This window comes from Bacillus siamensis KCTC 13613, from assembly GCF_000262045.1.
In the GTDB taxonomy this organism is placed as follows: Bacteria; Bacillota; Bacilli; order Bacillales; family Bacillaceae; genus Bacillus; species Bacillus siamensis.
The window spans coordinates 161,880-188,677 of sequence record NZ_AJVF01000013.1 but is presented as its reverse complement, the minus strand read 5'-3'; the positions used below and the strand labels follow the sequence as shown (position 1 = coordinate 188,677).

The window sequence follows — 26,798 nt, the reverse complement described above, 5'->3', positions numbered from 1 at the left end:
AAGAAATGATATCGGAAAAAATCAATATTTCACTGGATCATCCTATCATGAAAGGCCATACGGTCTTTGGTGAAGCGGTATTGCCCGGTCTTAGTTATATCGATTTGATTTATCAGGTTTTTCAGGAGCACGGTTATTCATACAATGAGCTCGAACTGAAGCATGTCACGATTTATCAGCCTTTAACCGTCAGTGAAACGGCTGCAATCATTCTGACCATTCGATGTTCTGAAAGCGGAGATGGAAAGTGGCTCATCTCCCTTTCCGGACAGAAACAGCAAGATGACGAGCTGTCAGACAATATACAATATGCGACGGCTGAAATGGTGAAAAGAGACGCAGTCACATTTGACGAAACCATTGATTTCGGCGAGCTGAAGCAGTCAGTCCGATCTCTGGATCTCGATGACATGTATAACCGCTGCGTGGATCATGACCTGGTTCATTCCGGGATGATGAAATCGAGCGGACGATTGTACAAAACAGAAGACGGCATGCTGGCTGACCTTTCTTGCGAAGAAGGAAAGGATTTCTTTTTATTCCATCCCGCCCTTTTGGATGCGAGCGGCATCGGGGCGAGCGGCTTGCTTTCTGAAACAAACCGGCTTCACCTGCCTTTATATTATGAATCGTTCAAAGCCGCCGGCAGGCTTCAATCAGAGTGTACGGCGCGTATTGCCGCTTCCGGCGTCCGTCAGGAAAAAGAACTTACAACGATGACAATCGAGTACTTCAGCCGGTCCGGACAGAAGGTGGCTGAGCTTAAAAACATTACGGGAAAAGCGGTTCGGCTCGAAGAAGACGGGCACACAGCAGGACAGAATAAACAGGATGTAAAAGAGCCGGAAAGCGCAGATGAAAAAGACATCATGCTGTTTTTGAAGAAGCTTTTGGCTGATAAGCTTGGTCAGCCTTGGGAGACGCTGGACGTTCTTGCCGGCTACTACGAGCTCGGGCTGGATTCATCTTCTTTGCTTGAGGTTGTGCAGGATATCAGTAAAAAGGCGGGTGCGGAACTCGCGCCCACTCTTCTCTTTGAATATACGAATATAAAAGAACTGGCAGCCTATCTGAAAAAGACCGTTCCATTTGAATGTGCGGAACGTGCAGCCGAATCACCGGACGCGCCAAAACATCATGAAAACACCGGTGACATTGCGATTATCGGAATGGCCGGCCGCTATCCGAAAGCGAAAAATGTGGCGGAGTTTTGGGAAAACCTTAAGGCGGGCAAGGATTGCATCACTGAAGTTCCGAAGTCCCGCTGGGATTGGAAAACATATAAAAACGTAACGTCCCCATCTGGAAAGACCGTATCAAAATGGGGCGGTTTCATCGACGATGCCGACTGCTTCGATCCGCAGTTTTTCAGAATCTCACCGCGTGAGGCGGAAATGATGGACCCGCAGGAACGCCTGTTTTTAGAAACCTGCTGGGAAACGATTGAAGACGCGGGGTATACGCCTGAAACGCTGGGAAATAAAGGAGCGAAACAGCATCCGATCGGCGTTTTTGCAGGGGTGATGCATAAAGATTATTCCTTAATCGGCGCAGAACAATTATCGGAAACTGATCCTTTTCCGGTTTCGCTGAATTATGCGCAGATCGCCAACAGAGTGTCTTATTATTGTGACTTCCACGGGCCGAGCATCGCGGTCGATACCGTTTGTTCCTCATCATTGACCGCCGTTCATCTGGCGATTGAAAGCATCCGCCGCGGCGAATGTGAAGCCGCGCTTGCGGGCGGGGTGAACTTGTCGCTCCACCCGGCGAAATATCTGAGCTACGGAAGCGTCGGCATGCACTCAAGCGACGGCCGCTGCCGCACGTTCGGCGAGGGCGGTGACGGCTATGTTTCCGGAGAAGGAGTCGGTGCGGTATTACTCAAGCCGCTGGAAAAAGCCGAACAGGACGGCGACCGGATTTACGCGGTCATTAAAGGAAGCGCCGTGAACCACGTCGGGAAAGTAAGCGGGATTACCGTCCCGAGCCCTGCTGCACAGGCAGAAGTCATTAAGTCATGTCTGAAAAAAGCAGGGATCAGCCCGCGGACCGTCAGTTATGTGGAAGCTCATGGAACAGGCACTTCGTTAGGCGACCCGATTGAAATTGAAGGTCTGTCAAAAGCGTTCAGCGAAGGGACGCAGGATCAGCAATTTTGTTCCATCGGTTCAGTCAAATCAAATATCGGCCATGCAGAATCGGCGGCGGGCATCAGCGGATTAACAAAGGCGGCGCTGCAGCTGCATCACAAAACGCTTGTCAAATCTCTGCATTCAGCGGAATTAAATCCATACGTGAAATTTGAGAAGTCTCCTTTTTACGTACAGCAGCAGACTGCTCCTTGGAACCAGCCGGCAGCCGAAGAAAACGGAAAAGTCACGTATTATCCGCGCCGGGCCGGGCTCAGTTCCTTCGGGGCATCAGGTTCGAATGCCCATATCATTTTAGAAGAATACATTCAGCCGGAACACAAAGCGCCTGCACCTGAGAACGATGCAGCCAAAATCATCCCGCTGTCCGCAAGAAATAAAGACAGGCTTTTGGCCTATGCGGAAAAAATAGCCGGGGCGCTTTCCGAAAAGACGGTGCTGTCTGAACTGGCTTACACGCTTCAGACAGGACGCGAAGCAATGGAGGAGAGAGCGGTCTTCCTTGCAAATGACACCCGCGAATTGAAGCAAAAGCTGAATGATTTCGTAAAAGGAAGCGAAAACATCCCCGGATTTTGGCGCGGACAAGCCGAGATGCCAGAACTGAGCGAACCTGCTCCTGAAACAGGTGATCCGGTACAGCTTGCCGGTTTATGGGCAGAAGGGAAAACAGTAGATTGGAATAAGCTGTACGATGCGAATAAACCGCGTAAAACAAGCGTTCCGACATATCCGTTTGCAAAAGAGCGCTATTGGATTCCGCAGCAGAAAAAACACGGGAAAAGCCTGTCAGGCACTGTGCTGCATCCGCTTTTACAAGAAAATACGTCAGATTTTTCACAGCAGCGTTTTACTTCTCTTTTTACGGGAGATGAATTTTTCTTGTCTGACCATGTCGTCAACGGACAAAAAATTCTGCCGGGCGTCGCCTATTTAGAAATGGCCGCAGAGGCGGTGAAAAAGGCCGCGGCCGTAACGAACAAAGGCCATAGCGTCACACTCAGACAGGTCGTGTGGGTCCGGCCGGTCATGATTGAAAACAAACCGAAGGAAATACATATTGCCCTTTATCCAGAAGATAATGGTGAGATTACCTATGAAATATACAGTGAGGCAGAAGTAAACAGCGAAGATCCGGTTATTCACAGCCAAGGTGAAGCGGTCATTGCCGCACAGGGCAGTGCTCAGTTAGATATTGAGTCTGTCAAGGCTTCCTGCGATTTAGGGATCGTGACGGCGGAAGAATGTTACAGTGCTTTTGAAAAGATCGGCCTGGATTACGGAGAGGCATACAGGGGCGTACAGCAATTGCTGATCGGGGAAGACCGGTTACTGGCCCGTATTTCACTCCCGGCTTCCGTTCAAGACGATAAAGAGCTGTATACGCTTCACCCGAGTATAATGGACGCCGCTTTTCACGCCTCCGTCGGTCTGCTTGTCCGCTCGATTCATGACGATGCAGACAGCCATGAGCTTTCTTTGCCGTTTGCGATGCAGGAAGTGGAAGTGTTCGGGCCGTGTCCTGAACAGATCTGGTCATATATCCGGTACACAGAAGGCAGCAAAGCAGATGACAACGTAAGAAAATTTGACATTGATATGTGCGATGATGCCGGTACGGTTTATGTTCGGATGAAAGGCGCGTCCGTCCGGGCGCTTGAACCAAGCCAAACAGCGGGCGGTGAAACTTCAGAGGCGCCTGTCGGCCATACGATGATGATTCCGGCATGGGAGCCCGCTGCACTTATAAATACCGGGAAAACGAAAATGGCCGATAAGCAGACTGCAGTTTTCGGAGGAACTGACAGAAGCCACGCGTGCATCAAAGAGCATCTGCCGAATGCTTCTTACTATCCAATCAGAAGCACGGAAGATATCACATCTCTTACGCACTTGCTTGAAGGACAAAAAGAACTGGAGCAAATCATTTGGCTCGCGCCGCAGGCTGAGAGTGCTGACATCCTTAAGGAACAGGAGCGCAACGTTTTTCATGTGTTCAAGCTGATGAAAGCTTTGCTTGCCTTAGGATACGGAGGGAAACATCTGGATTGGTGCTTCGTCACAGCAAATGCCCAGCCGTTTTCAGATCAGGACAGCGCTGATCCGTCACAAGCAGCGGTCAGCGGACTTGCCGGGACAATGGCGAAAGAATATCCGCATTGGAATATCCGCATGATTGACACAGAAACGGACGGCATCTGGCCGATCGGCGAGGCGCTTTCTCTTTCTGCCGGGAAAAACGGAAGAGTTTGGGCATACCGCAATCAAGAGCTGTATGAGCGGCAGCTGATACCGCTTGACAATATGCCGAAAAACGGCACGCTGTACAAAACAGGCGGGGTTTATGCCGTGATCGGAGGCGCCGGGTATCTCGGAGAGGCATGGAGTGAATATATGATCCGGCGCTACAAAGCACGCGTTATTTGGATCGGAAGAAGCACGCTGAATGATTCGATACAGGCGAAACTCGACCGGCTCAGCGCAATCGGGCCGGCACCTGAATATGTTTCCGCCGATGCCGCTGACAGGGCTTCCTTAGAGCGGGCTTATCAGCTCATCAAAGAGCGTCATACAAAAATTAACGGTGTCATCCACTCGGCAATGGATCTGTCTGAGCAAAGCTTAAATAATATGAAGACAGAAGAGTTCAAATCGGTGCTGCGGGCAAAAGCCGATGTAAGTGTATCTATGGCGGAGGTATTTGGACGGGAGCCGCTTGACTTTGCGCTCTTCTTCTCCTCGCTTGTGGCATTTATCCATAATGTGAAACAAAGCCATTATGCCGCAGGATGCGCCTTTAGTGACGCATTTGCGAAGGAACTTGCTCAGAAATGGAACTGCCCGGTCAAAGTCATGAATTGGGGCTACTGGGGCAGCAGCGAGGCGGCTGAAGACGGCAATTTTATTCAGCTGATGGATCAGATCGGATTGGGATTGATCGAACCGGACGCTGCGATGGAGGCGCTTGAAACCCTTTTGACGCTGCGGGTTGACCAGGCTGCTTTCATTCATACGACAAAACCGGTCGCAGTAGAGGGAATGAATGAACGAGAAAAGATGTCTGTTTATCCGCCTCAGCCGCTTATATCAGGACAACAGCTGAAGGTTGCTCCGCCGGGCGCACGTCTTGTAAGAGAGACCGGGCATCAGGAACTTGATGATTTTCTGTATCAGCTATTGATCGCCCAGTTAAAAGAGGCGGACTTGCTGACGCCGCAAAGCCTTAAAGCGTATGAGCCTGAACACGGCTATTTTAAAAAATGGCTCAATCAAACGATCGCCTTTCTGCTGGAACACGGCTATCTGGAAGGGGATGCCGATTCATTTACACTGGCAGCCCGCGCTGAAAACACAACCGCCTCGTTATGGCGGAAGTGGGAGCAGGAAAAGGCGGAATGGCTCAATAACGTCGACACAAAAGCGATGACTGTTTTGGCCGAGACGATGCTTAAAGCACTGCCGGACATTCTGCGCGAAAACGTGCCGGCGACAGACATCATGTTCCCGCACTCTTCAATGGAACTCGTTGAAGGAATTTATAAACACAACCAAGTCGCGGATTACTTCAACGGCGCCCTGTCAGATACTTTAACGGCCTATGTGAAAGAAAACATCAGTAAAAATCCAAAAGCCGAGATCCGCATCCTGGAAATCGGAGCGGGCACTGGCGGCACAAGCGCGGGCATATTTGAAAAGCTTAAGCCGTATCAAAACCATATAAAAGAGTACTGTTACACCGATGTATCGAAAGCTTTTCTCGTGCATGCGGAGACAGAATACGGCAAACAGAATCCTTATCTGACTTATAAACTTTTTAATGCAGAAGAACCGCTTTCCGGTCAGGACATAGAGCCGGGCGCATACGACATCGCCGTTGCCGCCAATGTGCTCCACGCGACAAAAGACATACGCCAGACGCTGAGAAACGCCAAAGCCGTTTTAAAAGACAACGGTTTGCTGCTCTTAAATGAGATGGCGGGCAACAGCCTGTTCCCGCATATTACTTTCGGTCTGCTTGAAGGCTGGTGGCTGCATGAAGATTCCGACCTTCGAATTCCGGGATGCCCGGGCTTGTATCCGGAAAGCTGGAAGCGCGTGTTAGAAAGTGAAGGCTGGCATTCCGTCTTCTTCCCGGCAGAAGCGGCACATGAATTAAGCCATCAGATTATAGCGGCAAAAAGCAATGGCATTGTGCGCCAAAAAACGCTTAAAGCTGAGACCGGAAAACGGACCGCACCACAAAAAGCGCCGGAACTTCAGCCGCAAACAACGGCCGAAAAAAGCACAGCCTTAACAGAAAAAAGCACCGAGTACTTGAAAACGTTAATCGGAGAAACGTTAAAAATTCCGCCGGCTCAAATTGATCCGAAAGCGCCGCTTGAAAAATACGGAATTGATTCTATCGTCGTCGTACAGCTGACAAATGCGTTACGAAATGTGTTAGACCAAGTCAGCAGCACTTTATTTTTTGAATATCAGACGATTGAGGCTCTCGTCGGCCACTTAATCAAAACGAAAAAAGACGAGATGATCAAACTGACGGGACAAACGCCTGTTCAGGAAGAACCGGCGGCATCAAAACCGCAGGCTGTACAGCCGGCTAAGCCGCTTCGCACTGACTGGCGGCGGAAAGAAAAACAGGCAGCCAAAGAGACCGTCCGGCAAAGTTCAGTTCGCGACGTGGCGATTATCGGCGTATCCGGACGCTACCCGCAGGCCAAAACAGCGGTTGAGCTTTGGGCAAACATTAAAAAAGGAAAAAACTGCATAGAAGAAATCCCGCGGGAGCGCTGGAACTGGCAGGATTACTACGATGAAGAAAAAGGTAAAGAAGGCTCTATTTATACGAAATGGGGCGGCTTCATTGAGGATATGGACAAGTTCGATCCGCTGTTCTTTCAGATTTCTCCTTTGGAAGCGGAGCGAATGGACCCGCAGGAGCGATTATTTTTAGAAACGGCGTATGCGAGTATCGAGGATGCCGGCTATACGCCTGACAACCTGTGCCAAAGCAGAAAAATCGGCGTTTTTGCCGGAGCGATGAACAAAAACTACCCGACAGGCTACGGCTACTGGTCCATTGCCAACAGAGTATCTTACCTTTTTGATTTCCAAGGACCGAGCATTGCCGTTGACACAGCCTGCTCTTCTTCCTTGACGGCCATTCATCTGGCGCTTGAGAGCCTATACAGCGGTTCAAGCGAATGCGCGATTGCCGGCGGCGTAAATCTTGTGACCGACCCGGTCCATTATATGAATCTGTCAGTCATGAACATGCTTTCTGCAAGCGACACGTGCAAATCGTTCGGAGACCGCGCGGACGGTTTTGTCGACGGAGAAGGGGTAGGCGCGGTCGTATTAAAGCCGCTGGATCAAGCGATCGCCGATAACGATCACATTTACGGTGTAATTAAAGGAAGCACCATTAACAGCGGGGGCAAAACGAACGGCTACACCGTTCCGAATCCGAATGCGCAGGCCGCCTTAATAAAAGAGGCTTTCCAAAGAGCAAACGTCCCGGCGCGCACCGTCAGTTATATTGAAGCCCACGGCACGGGGACCGCATTAGGCGATCCGATTGAAATCGCCGGATTAACGAAAGCATTTGAAGAGGATACAACAGACAAACAGTTTTGCGCCATCGGCTCTGCGAAATCAAATATCGGCCATTGTGAAAGCGCCGCAGGCATTGCGGGTCTGACAAAAATCTTATTCCAGCTGAAAGACCGCCAAATTGCGCCGTCCCTGCATGCGAAAGAGCTGAATCCGAATATTGAGTTCGCGTATACACCGTTTGCCGTTCAGCAGGAGCTCGGTGAGTGGAAGCGTCCCGTCATCGGCGGAAAAGAGCTTCCGAGAAGGGCCGGGTTAAGCAGCTTCGGCGCGGGGGGAGCAAACGCCCACCTCGTCATAGAAGAATATATGGCAGACAAAGAACCTGATGAGACGCCGGCAGATCAGCCCGCCATCATCGTCCTGTCTGCGAAAAACAGCGAACGGCTCACCGAAAAAGCAAAACAGCTTAGAGACGCCATCCGTGAAAAAAGATACAGCGGCCGTAATCTGATGAGCATAGCCTATACTCTTCAGACGGGCCGTGTGCCGATGGAAGAGCGTCTCGGCTTTATCGTTCATTCACTGCCTGAACTTGAAGAAAAACTGAATGGATTTATCGCCGGACAAGACAGCGCCGGACTGCACCGCGACAGCACGGAAGAAAACAAACGGTTGCTTGCCGTATTTGCGGCCGATGATGACATGGAAACCATCATTGACGCTTGGATCAGCAAACAGAAATATTCTAAGCTGCTTGAGCTTTGGGTAAAAGGATTGGACATCGATTGGGCGAAATTATACGGAGACCGTCCTCCGGTTCGCATCAGCCTGCCTGCTTATCCGTTTGCGAAAGAACGCTTCTGGCATCAGCCGCCTGTACAAAGTAAAACAGTGCCCGTTAAGGCGCCGGCTGATGAAAGTGATCCGGCGGAGCAGTTTGAAGTGATGGCTTTTAGAGAAGTTCTTAAAGAACAGGCTCTGCCGGCTGCCGGAGAAAAGAAAATTAAAACGGTGATTTCTTTCTTAACTGATCAGAAGAAGCAGCAGGAAGCCGTCTCTGTGATCAAATCGTATGACAGTGAAGCTGACGTTATTTTTATCGCTCAGGGAAATCGGTACGAGAGCTTATCAGCCGGCCGCTGCCAAGTGGTGCGGGAAGATCCGCAATCATATGTAGACGCTTTTGCGGACATTCAAAAAGAGTACGGTGAAGCATCTGCCATTTTGTATTTATGGGCGCTTGAAGATAAAAGCTGCATCGAAGATTTTTCATGTATCGTCTATATTCTCAAGGCTATGGCCGAGACCGGTCTGCAGCCGGAAAGACTGTTACTGGCGGGTGAATATGCATCCGGTCTGGAAAAATGCTACTTGGAATCATGGATCGGATTTGAGCGTTCGCTCGGCATGGTCCTCCCGAAAACGGGCATTACCGGCCTCTTCAGAAAAGCCGGCGCAGCCATGACAGACTGGATGGGAACCATTTGGGACGAGCTGAAGGCTGAAACAGACCATACCGTTTTCCTCGAAGAAGGGAAACGATATGTCTATCAAACTGAACCGACCGGATTGACGAAAGAAAACAGCAGGATCAGAACCGGGGGCACATATCTCATTACGGGCGGATTAGGAGGGCTCGGCTACTTATTTGCCCGCCGCCTCGCCCGGAACTATCAGGCAAATGTCATTCTCACGGGGCGATCGCCAATCAATGAGGAAAAGAAAGAAAAAATGAAAGAGTTGGAAAATCTCGGCGCAGGTGTTCTTTACGCCGAAGCCGATGTTTGTGATCCGATCGGAATGGGCGACTGCATCAAACGCGCGAAAGAACGATTCGGAGCCATTCACGGCGTCATTCATGCGGCTGGCATCGAAAGCAGAACATCCGTCTTTGAAAATGAAATTGGGAACTTCCGCAATACGCTTGAACCGAAAATAAACGGAAGCCTGCTTCTTGACGAGTGGCTGAAAAACGAAACCCTGGACTTCATCTGCTACTTTTCATCCACATCGGCTGTTTTAGGGGATTTCGGCTGCTGTGATTACGCAGTGGCGAACAGGTTCCAAATGGCGTATGCCCATTATAAAAATGAACAATCAGAAAGCGGAAACGCTTTTGTCATAAACTGGCCGGTCTGGAAAAACGGCGGAATGGCCGTCGGCGGTGAAGAGACGACGGGCATGTATCTGAAATCAAGCGGCCAGCGCCTGTTGGAAACAGATGAAGGCATTGAGCTGTTTGAGCGCATCATTTCTCAAGACAATACACAGTGCCTTGTCATTGCCGGCAAAAGAAGCCGTGCCGAGCGATTTTTAGGCATCCGGCGGGACGATTCATCAAAAACGGAAGTTCTTTTGGAAACCGTGAGCCGCCGCATCCCGGAAGAAAGCACGGAAAAACGGCTCGAAGCGGATTTGAAAGAGCTGATACACAGTCTGCTGAAAATATCCAAAGATAAGCTCGTTCTGCATAAAAACTGGGCGGAATTCGGATTTGATTCCATCTATTTAGCCAAATTTGCCTCGCTGTTGTCGAGCCATTACGGCATTGAAGTCACTCCGGCGTTATTTTACAGCTATACCACGCTCGGAGATGTCATGGGCTATTACCTGACAGAACACAAAGAAACGATCGAAACGTTTTACAGAACGGAAGAAACCGAAACAGAAACCGCGGCTCCGGAAAGCAAGGAGTATACGGATCAGGAGATCATCGCCATGATGAGACAGGTCTCCGAGGGGACATTGGATTTTAAAAGAGTGCAAGACATCATAGAAGGGAGTAAGACCTATGAATCATAAAGAACTTCTCGATGCCTACAGATCAGGAACGCTCACCATCGCTGAAGTAGAACAAAAGCTTCAGGCTTTCAAGCGGACGACTGCAAAACGTCCGCTTTCCGAAGGCCAGAAAGGTTTGTGGATGCTTCAGAAAATGTTTCCGGAGATGAGCGCATACAACATTCCGTTATGCTTTCGTTTTCAAAAGCTGGATATCGAGACATTCAAAACGGCCCTTTTTTCCGTGCAGCGCCAGCACCCTATTTTGACGAGTGTGATAAAAGAGGAAAACGGCCTTCCGTATCAGGCTGAAGATGCGGATCGGCACTTTCCGATTGAAGAAATAGATCTTTCCGAATTAAGCGGGCGTGATGCTCTTTCGTTTATTAAAGAAAAAGCAAAAGAACCGTTCGCGCTTGAAACAGGTCCGCTCCTGCGCGTTCAAGTGTTCCGTCAGGCGGAGCCGATTGTGTTAATCACCATTCACCATATCATCTTTGACGGCGTCTCTCTTATGACGTTTATGTCATCGCTGCTGGACGCTTATGTAAAAGCAAGCGAAGGCAAAGAACCGGAAATGCTTCAGCAGGCCGCAGATTATCATGACTTTGTGAAATGGGAAAAGGAGCTGCTGGAAAGCGAAAAGGGAAAAACGCATCTCTCTTATTGGAAAAAGCAGCTTGACGGACTGCTGCCGGTGCTTGAGCTTCCGGCGGATTACCCGAGATCATCGGTTCAAACGTGCAGGGGGCAGGCGTACCAGCGCTTGCTTCCTGATGAACTGAACCGGCAGATTAAAGTTTGCGCCCGAAAACATAATGTTAATGAATCCGTTGTGTATCTCGCTATTTTCAAAGGCTTGCTCTATCAATATACGAATCAGGAAGATGTCATCGTCGGCATGCCGACGATGGGGCGTTCTGAGGCTCAATTTGAATCTGTGATCGGATACTTTATTAATATGATCGCGGTCAGAAGCAGGGAAACGGGCGCCAAATCCTTTGCCGCGTTTTTGAAGGAGCTCCAGCTGACCCTTGCAGAAGGGCTGGACCATGCCGCGTATCCGTTTCCAGCGCTTGTCAAAGAATTGAAGACGGAACGCTCGCCTGCGGTTTCGCCTGTTTTTCAAACCGCGTTTTTCTATCAAAACTTCTTCCAGACAGAAGGAGCGGAAAAGCTGGCGGAACGATATCAATCACTCGGCATTGAAATGATAGAAGACATTCATCAGGAAGGTGAATTTGAGCTTGCGCTTGAAGTCTATAAAAAAGAAACGGGAACCGTCCTGCAATTTCTGTACAACCCGGATGTCTACAGCCCTTCTTCCATCGAACGGATGGCGGAGCATTATATGAAACTGGCAGAAAAGGTACTTTCTGATCCGGAGATCGCTTTTGATGCCTGTTCCGGCCTGCTCAATCAAAAACGGGAGGAAAGCCGTCCATCTCATCAGCCGAATAACCGCTGCATTCATGACGTGTTTGCAGAAAAAGCCGGGCGACACCCTGACAGAGCAGCCGTCACATTCGGTGAGACAAGCCTTACATATCGCGAATTAGATGAACGAAGCACGGCGCTCGCTGTGCATCTGCAAGAAATGGGCGTCACACCGGAATGCCCGGTCGGTATCTGTACGGAGCGTTCTTTTGAGATGGTCATCGGCATCCTCGCCATTTTAAAAGCGGGAGGTGCGTATGTCCCGCTTGACCCGGCTTTTCCAAACGAACGGATGGCACACGTATTGACTGACAGCGGTGTTTCGATCGTATTAACGCAAGCAAAAACACGCGGCGTGATTGAGGAGTTAACCATCGGCGGCGTGAGCACGGTGGAGATTGAAAACAGCGGACCTGTCAGCGGAGCGAAACTGATGCCGCGTTCAAAACCGCATCATCTCGCTTATATTCTTTATACGTCCGGAAGTACGGGAAAACCGAAAGGCGTCATGGTAGAGCACAGAGCCATCATGAACACACTGCAGTTTTTAGAAGCGGAGTATCCGGTCGCGCATGAGGATGCCTATTTGTTAAAAACGAATTATGTGTTTGACGTTTCAATTTCAGAATTATTCGGCTGGTTTATCGGAAACGGACGGCTTGTCATTTTGCCGCCCGGTGCAGAAAAAAATCCGCAGCTTTGCATGGAATATATCCAGACTCACCAGGTGACGCATCTGAATTTTGCCCCTGCCGTGTTTAATGTATTTTTAGAAACGGTAAAGCGGTATACGGCATTTACAGAAGGCGGTCCTTTGAAATATGTGATGGTGGCCGGAGAGGCGTTTCCGAAAGACTTGGTCAAAAAGTCGGTTTCCATCTTCAAAAAGGCCAGAATTGAAAATATATACGGCCCGACGGAAACATCCATTTATGCCGCTTACTACAGCTGCGGCGATAAGGACATTACAAGCAGGAATACACCGATCGGGAAACCGATTCAAAACACGAGGCTTTATATCCTCGATGAAAAGCTCAGCCCCGTCCCTGACGGTGTGGCCGGAGAGCTTTGCGTAGCCGGCGCCGGACTGGCCAGAGGCTATTACAATCAGCCTGAGCTGACGGCGGTATCGTTTATTGATAATCCGTTTAGTGAAGGGGAAAAGCTTTACAAAACAGGCGATTTGGCCAGATGGCTGCCTGACGGAAATATAGAATATGCCGGCCGTATTGACAGTCAAGTGAAAATCCGCGGCTTCCGCATTGAATTGGGAGCGATTGAAACAAAATTGAGCGAGCATCCGGACATTCTTGATCAGGCGGTTGTTGTGCAGGAAAAGAACGGACATAAAAAGCTGATTGCTTATTATACGGCCCGCTCCGGTCATTCGGCAGATGAAAAAGCGCTCCGCAGTCATCTTTTATCAGGTCTGCCGGATTATATGGCGCCTGCCCATTTTATCCGTCTGGATGCGCTGCCGTTAACACCGAGCGGAAAAGTGAACCGCAAGGACCTGGAACAGCGCAAGGTGATCGTTCACCGGTCTGAAAGGACGGGCAGACTGCCGTTGTCAGAAGCGGAAGCGAAAGTGACCGAAATATGGGAAGACCTGCTGAATACGGCAGGCATCAAAACCGAAGACGGCTTTTTCGATGTAGGGGGCGACTCGCTTTTGGCTGTTGCGGCGGCAGAACGCATTAAACAGGAGCTGGAGTGTGATTTTACCGTTACGGATTTATTCGAACACTCGACGATTCAGGCGATCAGCCGTTTTATTGTTGAAACAAAACAGGCGGATGAATCAGAGGCGCCCGGCCAAGATGAGAGAGAAAGAGAACAAACACCGCAAAACGGGATGCCGTCTTACCTTGAAGACAGTGTGGCAATAGTAGGGATTTCCTGTCAGTTCCCCGGCGCGAAAAATCATCATGAGTTCTGGAAGCAGTTAAGAGAAGGAAAGGAAAGCGTCCGTTTCTATTCGGAACAAGAGCTCCGGGAAGCCGGCGTCCCGGAAGATTTGATCGAAAATCCAAACTATGTGCCGGCATTATCGGCGATAGAAGGAAAAGATCTCTTTGATCCTGAGTTCTTTCACATTTCTCCGAAAGATGCTGAATTTATGGATCCTCAGCTGCGGCTTCTGCTGCTTCATTCCTGGAAAGCCGTCGAGGATGCGGGATATGTATCCAAAGAGATTCCGAAGACTAGCGTTTATATGTCGGCGAGCAATAATTCGTATCGGTCGCTTTTGCCGGAAAAAACGACAGAAGGCCACGAATCACCTGACGGCTATGTGTCATGGGTGTTAGCGCAGAGCGGCACGATTCCGACGATGGTTTCCCATAAGCTCGGATTAAAAGGGCCAAGCTATTTCGTTCATTCCAATTGCTCGTCATCACTGGTCGGTCTTTATTCGGCCTGCAAAAGCATAACGAGCGGAGAATCAGAATACGCGCTCGTCGGCGGAGCAACTCTGCACGCTTCGACCAGCATCGGCTATGTGCATCAAGCCGGATTGAATTTTTCAAGCGACGGGCATGTCAAGGCATTTGACGCTTCAGCCGACGGGATGGCGGGCGGAGAAGGAGCGGCCGTCATTCTGCTGAAAAAGGCGTCACAAGCCGTACAGGACGGAGATCACATATACGCCGTGCTCAGAGGCATCGGTCTGAACAATGACGGAGCGGATAAAGTCGGTTTTTACGCACCGAGTGTAAAAGGCCAGACGGACGTCATCCAGCATGTTTTAGACAGCACGGGCGTTCACCCGGAGACCATTTCTTACATTGAAGCGCACGGCACGGGAACGACATTGGGTGACCCGATTGAAATGTCTGCGCTGCAGCAAGTGTATAAACGTTACACGGATCGGGAGCAGTATTGCGGGATCGGTTCCGTAAAAACGAATATCGGCCATCTGGATACAGCAGCGGGCCTAGCCGGATGTATTAAAGTTGCGATGAGTTTATATCATCGGGAGCTGGCGCCTACCCTTAATTACACATCACCGAATCCGAATATCACATTCAGCGGTTCGCCGTTTTATGTGGCGGACAAGAGAAAACCGCTTCCGGAGAGAGACACGCCGCACCGCGCAGCGTTAAGCTCATTCGGACTCGGAGGAACAAACGCACACGCTATTTTTGAACAGTATGAAAACAAAACGATCAGCGGATCAAATGACGGACAGCCGCCTTATATCGTTCCGCTCTCAGCGAGAAATCATGAGCGTCTGACTGCCTATGCGTCTTGTCTTTCTGACTTTTTGAATGACGCCGAAAACGATGTGTCCTTGCATGATCTGGCATTTACGTATCAGACCGGACGTGAAGCGATGGAAGAGAGAGCCGTTTTTATCTGTCATGATCGTCACGATTTGAAGCGGCAGCTGCAGGATTTCATCAATGGCAATGACCAAAACATCTTACGGGGCGAAAAGGTGAGAAATAAAGAAGCGTCATCTCAGGAGCTGGATGAGCTTGCGGCATGTCAGACACGGGATGAAAAGCTGAAAGCACTTGCGGCGCTTTGGATAGAAGGAGTGCGTGTCGATTGGGGCTTATTGTATCAGGATTCCGCGCCGCAAAAAATCAGTGCGCCGACCTACCCGTTCGCAGAGGAGCGCTTCTGGCCGGAAGAAACCGTGAAGCAAACAGATGCGAAGCTTTTGCATCCGTTGGTACATCAGAATACATCCGTTTTGCAGGAGCAGCGGTTCAGTTCGGAATTCACGGGAAAAGAGTATTTTATTGCCGAGCATATCATTAAAGGAATGGCGATCGTGCCGGCTGCCGTCACCCTTGAGATGGCACGGGCCGCGGCGGAGAGAAGCATCGGCGGGGTAACAGACGAATCTCTGGGCCTGCGTTTAAAGAATATCGTATGGGTCCGCCCGGTGATAGCCGATCAGGAGGCTATCCGTGTTCATATTGGACTTTATGAAGAAGAAGACGGGCAGATTCAATACAGAATGTACGGCGGGAATGATTCAAGCGGTGAAGAAGACCTTCTTTATAATCAGGGCATCGCTGAAATCATCCGGAAAGAACCAGAAGAAACAGCGGATCTTGATGAGCTGAAGCGCCGATGCACGCAGGGAACAATCGAATCTCAAGCGTTTTACAAAGGAATGATCGGAGCTGATTACGGGCCGGGCTACAAAGGTGTCCAGCTTGTATATAAAGGCGAAGACCGGATGCTTGCTAAATTGAAGCTTCCTGAATCCGTCTCTCATACAAAAGCTGATTATATCCTTCATCCGAGTATGATGGACGGTGCGCTTCAGGCCGCCGAATATTTGCAGAACGTGACAAGAGCGCAACTTGCAGAAAGCGGAGAACCATTCAAAGCCGCATTGCCGTTTGCTTTAGAGGAGCTGGACATTCTGGAGCCATGCGCTGATGACATGTGGGTGCACGTCACATTCAGCGCGAACAATAAAGCCGGCGATCCTATTCAAAAAGCCGATATTGATTTATATGACAATAACGGCGTGCTTTGTGTTCGGATGAGAGGTTTCTCAACGCGGATTATGGAAGAAAACGCGGGTGCCGGCGTTTCGGTCAGCCGTACCGAGACATTGCTGGCTGAACCGGTCTGGAAAGAGCAGCCGGAACCGGCGGACCGCGAGCCGTCGTATGAACAGCATATCATTTTCCTCTGTGAGTACGATGAGGCCGTTAAACAAGCTGTCGAAGCAAAGCTTGAACATGCAAGCGTCTTGATCTTGGACGAGCGTCCCGCATCCATTGCAGAGCGGTATCATTCTTATGCGGGCCAGCTGTTTGCCCGTATGAAAACCATCATGAAAAATAAGCCGAAAGGCCGCATCCTTCTTCAGGCTGTCACGCGGTCAGCGGGCTTACAGCAGGTGTTCTCAGGCATTACCGGTCTTTTCAAAACGGCATGTCTTGAACAATCCAAGCTGATCTGCCAAATGATAGAAGCCGATGAGAAAGAAAGTGCTGAAGGCATAGCGGAAAAAGCGGCGGAAAACCGCAGGCATGCCGAAAGCGTCCATGTGAAATATGAAGACGGCAAGCGCTTTGCCGCTGATTGGAAAGAGCTGGACATTTCTGAAGCGGAGCCTGACATTCCGTGGAAAGATAAAGGCGTTTATCTTATTACAGGAGGTGCGGGAGGTTTAGGCCTGATCTTTGCAAAAGAGATCGCAACCCGCACAAAAGGCGCCGACATCATATTAACCTGCCGATCCGCTCTTGGAGAAAAGCAGAAAGACATGATGGAAACAGTGAGTGCTGCCGGTGCATCTGTCTTTTACGAGCAGACCGATGTTACAGATGAAGCTGAAGTATACCGTCTCATCCGCAATATCCGCAAACGGCACGGCAAGCTGGACGGGATTGTACACAGTGCCGGTGTTATTAAAGATAACTACATGGTGAAGAAGACGGCGGAGGAATACCAAGACGTTCTCGCTCCGAAAGTGAAGGGTCTTGTCTATCTTGATGAAGCGTCACAGCACGAGAAATTAGATGTCTTTATTGTTTTTTCCTCCTTATCGGGTGTGCTTGGAAGCGTCGGCCAGGCTGACTATGCATCCGCAAACGTCTTTATGGAGATGTATGCCGAGTACCGCCGTTCTTTGCAAGCCACAGGACAAAGATACGGAAAGACGCTTTCTGTCAGCTGGCCGTTATGGAAAGAAGGCGGAATGCAGGCAGGAAAGCAGACAGAAGATATGCTGATGCAGGAGGCGGGAATCGCGCCGCTCGGCACAGAAGCCGGCATCAAGGCCTTGTATCAAGGCTTGATGAGCGGGACAGCCCGGATGACGGTTCTTGAAGGAGATGGGAAAACCATGAAAGAAAAGCTGTTCCGCAAAGAAAATGACCGTCCGGAAGCAGAGACCCGCTTACGTCATGACATTGATGCAGACAGCCTCCTTGAAAAAGTGAAGCATCTGTTAAAACAGCAGACAGCCTCACTGTTAAAAGTGAAGCTTGACAACATTGATCCTCATGAAGAAATGACAAAATACGGGCTTGACTCAATTTCGATGACCGAGTTTACGAACCGGTTAAACAAAACGTACCGGCTCACGTTAACGCCGACGATTTTCTTTGATCATCCGACGATCCATGAATTCGCCGTTCATTTAATCGGTGAATATGAAGAGGAATTCGCGGGACGTTTTGCGGTAAATACAAAAACGGTCCAATCACAAAGACCGGTAAAAGAGGCTCAAAACACACGCCCGTCCGTTAAGCGCCGCCGCACTCTGCCTGAGACACCGCCGCAGACAGTGCAGCGGAACCAAAAGCCGGAGCCGATCGCAATCGTAGGCATCAGCGGAATTTTTCCGATGGCCGAAGACATTGAAGCTTACTGGCAGAACCTGAAAGAAGGCAAAGACTGCATGACCGAGATTCCGAAAGACCGCTGGGACTGGCGGGACTACTACGGGGATCCTGCAAAAGAAGCCAATAAAACAAACGTCATCCAGGGCGGATTTATTGACGGAATTGCAGAGTTTGATCCGTTATTTTTCGGAATCTCACCCCGGGAAGCGGAACAGATGGACCCTCAGCAGCGTCTCTTGCTGACGTATGCGTGGAAAGCGATTGAAGATGCCGGATATGCGTCAAAGAGTCTATCAGGCACAAAAACAGGTGTGTTTATCGGGACTGGAAATACCGGTTACGGATCTCTTTTAGCCAACGCCGATGCGACCATTGAAGGGTCGTCCGCAGCCAATACAAGTCCGTCTGTCGGCCCGAACCGTGTCAGCTATACGCTCAATCTGCACGGACCGAGCGAACCGATTGATACGGCCTGCTCAAGCTCACTCGTTGCCATACATCATGCCGTTTCTTCAATTGAAGAAGGGACGTGCGACATGGCTTTGGCGGGAGGAATCAATACGATCATTCTTCCGGATGTGTATATCAGCTTTGACAAAGCGGGGGCGCTGAGCAAAGAAGGGCGATGCAAAACATTCTCCGATCAGGCTGACGGTTTTGCTCACGGGGAAGGAGCCGGGCTCTTTTTCCTCAAAAAACTGAAAGCGGCTGAGGCGGATGGAGACCATATTTACGGCGTCATTAAAGGAAGCGCGGTGAATCATGGCGGCCGCGCGGCATCTTTAACAACGCCTAACCCGAAACAGCAGGCGGAAGTCATTAAAGCCGCATACAAAAAAGCGGGCATTGATCCGAAAACGGTCTCTTATATCGAAGCGCACGGCACGGGAACAGAACTGGGAGATCCCGTTGAAATTAACGGGCTGAAGCAAGCATTCAGCTCATTTACAGACGGAAAAGAGAAAGCGTCCGGCTATTGCGGCTTAGGCTCAGTCAAAACGAATATCGGCCATTTATCCCTTGCGGCGGGAGCAGCGGGAATCATTAAAATCTTGCTGCAGATGAAGCATCGGACATTGGTAAAAAGTCTTCATTGTGAGACGGTAAATCCGTACATTCAGCTTGAAGACAGCCCGTTTTATCTGGTGCGGGAAACGATGGAATGGAAGACGCAGACGGACGAACACGGAAACGATAAGCCGCGCCGCGCGGGCATCAGCTCATTCGGCATCGGAGGGGTAAACGCCCACGTCGTTATCGAAGAATACATTCCGCAAGAAAAAGCGGAAGCAGATGATTCGCATATCAACCCATGTCTTTTCGTTCTATCCGCCAAAAATGAAAAACGCCTGAAAGAACAGGCCGAACAGCTGAAACGTGCGCTTACTGAAAAACGATACGATCAATCCAGCCTCGTTTCTATGGCTTATACCCTCCAAATCGGAAGGGACGCCATGGAAGAACGTCTGGCGGTTATTGCCGGGTCCGCAGAAGAACTGCAGGAAAAACTGTCACAGTTTATCACCGGGGATAAGAACGCGGACTTGTACAGAGGAAGAATAGACAAAGGCACGCTGCAAATGCTGACGGAAGATGAAGACATTCAAGAAGCCGTTGAAAAATGGATGGCACGCGGCAAATACGCGAAGCTGCTTGAATTATGGGTCAAAGGGCTGAACGTCAATTGGGCGAAGCTGTACGGAGGCCGGCCGCCTAAGAGGATAAGCCTGCCGACATACCCGTTTGCAAAAGACCGTTATTGGGCGGAAAATCGTACCGGAAAACATGAAAAAACAGCCATTGTTTCAGCCGGAAAACTAGACGTGCTGCATCCGCTTCTGCACAGAAATACATCAAACCTTGCCGAACAGCGGTTCAGCTCAATCTACACCGGGGAAGAATTTTACCTTGCGGACCATGTTGTACAAGGCGTGCCGATTTTACCGGGAGTGGCACATCTTGAAATGGCGCGCGCAGCAATGGAACAGGCATCTGAAGTGCCGGCCGGACAAGGAAGCATCAAACTTAAGAATACGGTTTGGGTGCGGCCGATCACCATTGAAGACGAGCCGGTCCATGTCAACATCCGCCTCGTTCCCGATCCTGCAAACAATGTTCAATTTGACATTTACAGCGGCCGGGAAACAGATCAGCCGTCCGTTTACAGTCAAGGTTCAGTATCAATCCGCCCTGACGCCGAGGCACCGGTCATTGATCTGCAAAAGCTGAGATCACGATCCGCTGAGGCACCGTTTTCTGCAGACGAAGTGTACGATATGTACCGCAAAATCGGTTTTGATTACGGCCCGGCTTTTCGGGGTGTCAAAGCGATTTATACAGGTGACGATTTCGTACTGGGCAGACTGTCGCTTGATCCGGCTTGTTCAGACACGGTACGGCAGTATGTCATGCATCCGGGCTTAATGGACTCTGCATTGCAGGCATCAAGCATATTAACTGGAACAAATGATGAAAAGCTGATGCTTCCGTTTGCGGTTCAGGAGCTCGAAGTATTCAGCGCATGCGCTGCCGAGATGTGGGTTTACGCCAGACTTTCCGAAGACCATAAAGCCGGCCAGGTTGAAAAACGCGATCTTGATATTTGTGATGAAAACGGCAAGGTTTGTGTAAGGCTGAAAGGTTTGTCATTCAGAACGGCAGTAAAAGAACCTGAGAAAAAAGAAGAAGCTCCGGAAACGCTCATGCTTGAGCCGGTATGGACCCGAAGCGATGAAACTGCCGCTCAAACGGAACCGGTTTTTGCCCGGCATATCGTGTTGCTTTGTAACACAGACGCCGGATTGAAACAAGCCGTTGAAGCTGCGGGGGCCGAATGCATTGAACTGACCTCCCTGCACGGGAAAGATGCGGCGCGCTTCCGTGATTATACAGGACGGATATTGGAGACGCTGCAAAAACTGCTGAAGGAAGAGACGGAAGGAGACGTCCTCATCCAGACGGTTCTCACTAAAACAGATAAGCATCAGCTGCTCTCAGGGATTTCAGGTCTGTTAAAAACAGCCGGCCTGGAACATAAAAAACTGAAAACCCAGCTGATTGAAATAGAACCGGCGGAAAACGGCAGAATCACAGACATCATCATAGAAAATAAAACACGGGCTGATGACAGCCATGTCAAATATGAAAACGGCATCCGATACAGCGCAGATGTCAAAGAAACGGCCGTCTCCGGCAATAAAATACGCATTCCGTGGAATGACGGAGGCATTTATCTTATTACCGGAGGAGCCGGGGGCTTAGGTTTTATTTTTGCCAAAGAAATCGCCCGCAAAGTCAAAGAGCCGACACTCGTTCTGACAGGCCGTTCCGCGTTAAGCGAGTATCAGCGGAAGCAGCTGCAATCGCTTGAATCTCTCGGAGCAAAAGCGGAATACAGACAGGCTGATGTGACAAACGCTCAAACTGCGGCAGATCTGGTCAATACAATTGAAACGGAATACGGCGGCCTTCACGGCATCATTCACAGCGCGGGTGTGATGAAAGATCAATATATCGCAAAGAAAACAACCGAAGAGTTTTACAGTGTATTGGCGCCTAAAACCGACGGATTTGTCAACCTTGATGAAGCAACCGAGCATTTAGCGCTGGACTTTTTCATCGTTTTCTCATCCATATCCGGCGTCACCGGGAATGCGGGACAGGCGGATTATGCGGCGGCAAACGCATTTATGGACAGCTATGCGGCATACCGCAACGCGCTGGTTAAGGCAATGTACCGCCATGGACATACATTGTCGGTCAATTGGCCGCTTTGGAAAGACGGCGGAATGCAAGTCAATGAAGAAATGGCGAAGCTCACCGAAAAAAGGACTGGTGTCGTGCCGATGCGCACTGAAACCGGAATAGAAGCTCTTTACAACGCATGGAGCACGGGGAAAACAAGCGTGCTCGTCATGGAAGGAAACCGCGCCGTAATGCGGGAGAAACTGCTTCAGAAGACGCCTGCAGCCGCTTTTGCACCGGTTAAGAAAACGGAGGAAACGCCTGCACCGAAGGACTTGACGGCGAAAATTCAGGAATTGCTGGCAAAAGAGGTTTCCGCACTTCTGAAAATAAACATTGATGAAATCGATATTGAATTGGAGTTCAATCAATACGGGTTTGATTCCATTACGCTGACGGAATTCGCCAACAAGCTGAATGACACTTATCAGCTTGATCTGACACCGACCGTATTTTTTGAATATGCGACGATTCAAGCCTTGGCACATCATCTGGCCGAAGACTATCACACACAATTTGCCGGCAGCACACAGCCGAAAGAAGAGAAACAAAGCCGCATAACAGATGACGGCAGCATGAGACTGACAGGGAACAAGCGCTTTGCAAAAACTGCCGTACAGCCTGTTCAGACTGCGGTTGAACATAAACCGGAACCGATCGCTATCGTCGGCATGAGCGGAGTGTTTCCGAAGGCCGCAAATATTGATGAGTATTGGCGCAACTTAGAAGAGGGAACAGATTGCATAACAGAGGTGCCGGCGGATCGCTGGGACTGGCGGGAGTATTACGGCGACCCGCTTAATGAAGCCAACAAAACAAATGTAAAGTGGGGCGGATTTATTGACGGAGTTGCGGATTTTGATCCGCTGTTCTTCGGAATTTCGCCGCTGGAAGCCGAACAGATGGATCCGCAGCAGCGCTTGTTAATGATGTATGCGTGGCAAGCGATTGAAGATGCGGGATATTCCGCTAAAAGCCTTTCCGGCACGAAAACAGGCCTTTACATCGGCACGGGAAACACCGGATACGGCTCACTGTTTTCTGACTTGGATATCGGCGGTGCATCAGCCGCAAATATGAGTCCGTCAGCGGGACCGAACCGTGTCAGCTATATGCTTAATCTGCACGGGCCGAGTGAACCGATTGACACGGCTTGTTCCAGCTCACTGGTCGCGATTCATCACGCGGTGTGCGCCATTGAAAACGGGAACTGCGACATGGCGATCGCAGGCGGCGTGAATACCGTCGTCACACCGCAGGGCCACATCGCTTATGACAAAGCCGGCGCGCTGAGCAAAGAAGGGAAATGCAAAACATTCTCCGACAGGGCGGACGGATTTGCCGTCAGTGAAGGTGCCGGAATTCTGTTTTTGAAAAAGCTGTCAGAAGCAGAAAAAGCGGGCGATCACATCTATGGCGTCATTAAAGGCAGCGCGGTCAATCACGGCGGACGCGCGAACTCCTTGACGACGCCGAATCCGAAAGCCCAGGCGGAAGTCGTCAGAACGGCTTATGACAAAGCCGGCATTGATCCGAGAACCGTCACTTATATTGAAGCGCACGGAACCGGAACGGAGCTTGGCGACCCGGTCGAAATCAACGGACTGAAATCGGCCTTTCAAAAGCTGTACGAAAAAACCGGCGATCCCGCCGTTTACGCGAGTCACTGCGGTCTGGGTTCGGCAAAAACCAATATCGGCCATCTGTCGCTTGCAGCCGGTGTCGCGGGTGTGATCAAAGTGCTGATGCAGATGAAGCATAAAACACTTGCAAAAAGCCTCCATAGCGAGGTCATCAACCCGTATATCAAACTGAAAGACAGCCCGTTTTACATCGTACAGGAAAAAAGAGAATGGACGGCATTGAAAGACGAAAACGGCAGCGATCTGCCGCGCCGTGCGGGAATCAGTTCTTTCGGCATCGGCGGCGTAAACGCACATGTCGTCATTGAAGAATATATCCCGAGGGAAGAAAGGAAAACAGCCATTTTCACACACCCTCAAATCTTTGTGCTGTCGGCCAAAGAAGAAGACCGTCTGCAAGAACAGGCACACCAGCTGGCACAAGCTTCTTTTACGGATGAGGATCTTACGGGCATTGCTTACACGCTTCAGCAGGGACGTGATGCCATGGAAGAGAGAGCGGCCGTTATTGCTTCCTCCGCCGAAGAACTGCGGGACAAGCTAAAGAGCTGTGCGAAAGGGAATTATGACGCAGCGGGCATCTATAAAGGGAAAGCGGGTAAAGCCGCGCTGAAATCCATTATGGCAGGCGCAAACGGCGAACCGGATACAGAAGAACTGATCAGCCGCCGGGAGAATGACAAGCTTGCGGAATTATGGGTGCAGGGTGCCGATATCAAATGGGACGGCCTATATGCTGATATCAAGCCCCAACGGATGAGTCTTCCTGCTTATCCGTTTGCGAAAGAGCGGTACTGGATCACAGACAACCGGCCCAAAGCAGAGAAGCCGCAAGCTGTGCCGACGGCCAAGGTGCTGCATCCGCTGCTTCACGAAAACGTATCGGATTTAACAGAACAGCGGTACCGATCTGAATTTACGGGGCAGGAGACCATTTTCACCGATCATCTGATTAAAGGCAAACCGGTCATGCCGGGTGTCGCCTACTTGGAAATGGCTAGGGCAGCAGTTGCTCAGGCGGTCAAAGGGCAAAAAGAACGTCCGTCTGTCATCCGCCTGAAAAACATCGGTTGGGTTCGGCCGATCGAAGCGGGAAGCCGCCCGATTGAAACGCAGATCAGCCTCGTTCCGAGGGAAAACGGTGAGATCGTGTATGACATTTACACTGCTTCACAAACAGAAGCAAGCGGCAGGCAAATACACTGTCAGGGGGCTGCCGGCATTCTCAGCGCCGTTGAGACTCCGCATCGTGATATAGGCGCCCTGAAAGCTCAATGCAGCCGCAGCATGCTGACTTCTGAGCAGTGTTACGGCTTATTCGGAAAAATCGGTATTGACTACGGTCCCGGACAACAAGGAATCAAGCAGATTCACATCGGAAGCAATCAAGCATTGGCTGAGCTCCGGCTGCCTTCCTTCCTCGAAGAAACGGCAGATCAATATGTTCTTCACCCGTGTATGCTTGATTCAGCTTTGCAAGCGACAATCGGGCTGAAGCTGCACGCAGATGATAACCAGCTGTCACTGCCGTTCGCTCTTGAGGAACTGGACATTTTCAGTCCGTGCACGACAAGCATGTGGGCGTATGTCAGCTCCCGGGGAACGGACGAGAAAATACAGCGGCTGGACATTGACTTATGCGATGAGACAGGCCGGGTCTGTGTCAGGATTAAAGGGATTTCTTCCAGAATGATGGAAGGCCCTGCGCCGGAAACATCATTAAATGGAGCAAACCTTCTGGCTCCGGTATGGGATCTTGCGGAATTCAGTGACCGAAGCCCGGCATATAAGACGGAAGAGGTTGTCTTTATCGCGGGGGATGAGGAGAGCGCAGCTTTTCAATTGCATCATCCTTATGCGAAAAGGCTTCATATCACCCCGGAGGATGAAATAGAGGCTGTTGCAGCAAAAATGAAAGCAAGCGGGACATTCGGCCATATCGTATGGATCGCCCCTGTTCACAGCGCTGCTGACATGGTGAAAGCTCAGGATACGGGCGTCATCCAGATGTACAGAGTGATCAAGGCCATGCTTGCTTTAGGATATGGAGGCAAGCGAATCAGCCTGACTGCAGTCACCATAAAAACACAGTCCGTACAGCCGGCGGACATCATTGATCCGGCTCACGCAGGCCTTCACGGTTTAATCGGCTCGCTCGCAAAAGAGTATCCGAACTGGCAGACAAGGCTGATTGATGCCGGATGTCCGGAAGATGTTTCAAAGGCGGAGCTGTTCTCGGCGCCGTTTGATGAGCAAGGCAATACATGGGCGTACCGGAACAATCTCTGGTACAAACAGCGCCTCATTCCTGTACAGCAGCCGATGTCAAGCCGGCCCGCTTACCAAAAAGGCGGCGTCTATGTCATCATTGGCGGCGCCGGAGGTATCGGCGAGGCATGGAGCGAATATGCCGTAAAAACGTATCAGGCACGCGTCGTTTGGATCGGCAGACGAAAACATAACAGCGCCATTCAGGAAAAAATCGACAGACTCAGCCAGTTCGGCCCGGCGCCGATTTATATTGAAGCAGACGCGGCAGATCAGGATGCACTCACACGGGCGTATGAAACGATCAAACGCACGTACCCGCAAATAAACGGAATCATCCATTCCGCAATCGTTTTAGAGGATCAGAGTCTGGCAAATATGCCGGAAAGCCGTTTTAAAAGCGTGCTCGCTGCAAAGGTCAATGTCAGCGTGAATATGGCCCATGTTTTCCGAAATGAGCCGCTGGACTTTGCTTTGTTCTTCTCGTCTGTACAATCATTTGCACGAGCGGCCGGACAAAGCAATTACGCCGCCGGATGCAGTTTCAAAGATGCCTTTGCCGCTCATTTGGCTCAAACGCGGCCGTATAAGGCGGCGGTGATGAATTGGAGCTACTGGGGCAGTGTCGGAATCGTCTCATCTGCCGACTATCAAGAACGGATGAAACAGGCGGGAGTCGGATCAATTGAATCGCCCGAAGCAATGGCGGCGCTTGAACGATTGCTCGGCGGCCCGTTGAACCAGTTCGTCATGATGAAACAGGCGGAAGAGCCTTTGGAAAAACCGGAAGAAATGATAGAAGTATACCCGGAACATCACGGCTCGGCGATGCAAAAACTGCGAAGCTATCAGCCTAAAGTAACTAGACGTGCACAACAATTGAGTTAAGGAGG

At 50.4% G+C, this 26,798-nt stretch carries 2 protein-coding genes; both read left to right on the top strand.

Annotated features, from left to right (window positions below; translation table 11 throughout):
- Positions 1-5 precede the first annotated feature (5 nt).
- Positions 6-10,511, top strand: a complete 10,506-nt coding sequence (locus Y79_RS0101100) for a type I polyketide synthase (RefSeq protein ID WP_016936041.1) — start codon at positions 6-8, stop codon at positions 10,509-10,511.
- Positions 10,501-26,793 carry a non-ribosomal peptide synthetase gene (locus Y79_RS0101095; RefSeq protein WP_016936040.1) on the top strand — a complete coding sequence of 5,431 codons (16,293 nt, stop codon included), beginning with the start codon at positions 10,501-10,503 and terminating at the stop codon, positions 26,791-26,793. The genes Y79_RS0101100 and Y79_RS0101095 overlap by 11 nt, the downstream gene beginning before the upstream one ends.
- Positions 26,794-26,798 lie beyond the last annotated feature (5 nt).

Excerpts from the sequence above, each read along its gene's own strand:
- Y79_RS0101095 (WP_016936040.1), top strand. The coding sequence starts at position 10,501 with ATGAATCATAAAGAACTTCTCGATGCCTACAGATCAGGAACGCTCACC.
- Y79_RS0101100 (WP_016936041.1), top strand. The coding sequence starts at position 6 with ATGATATCGGAAAAAATCAATATTTCACTGGATCATCCTATCATGAAA.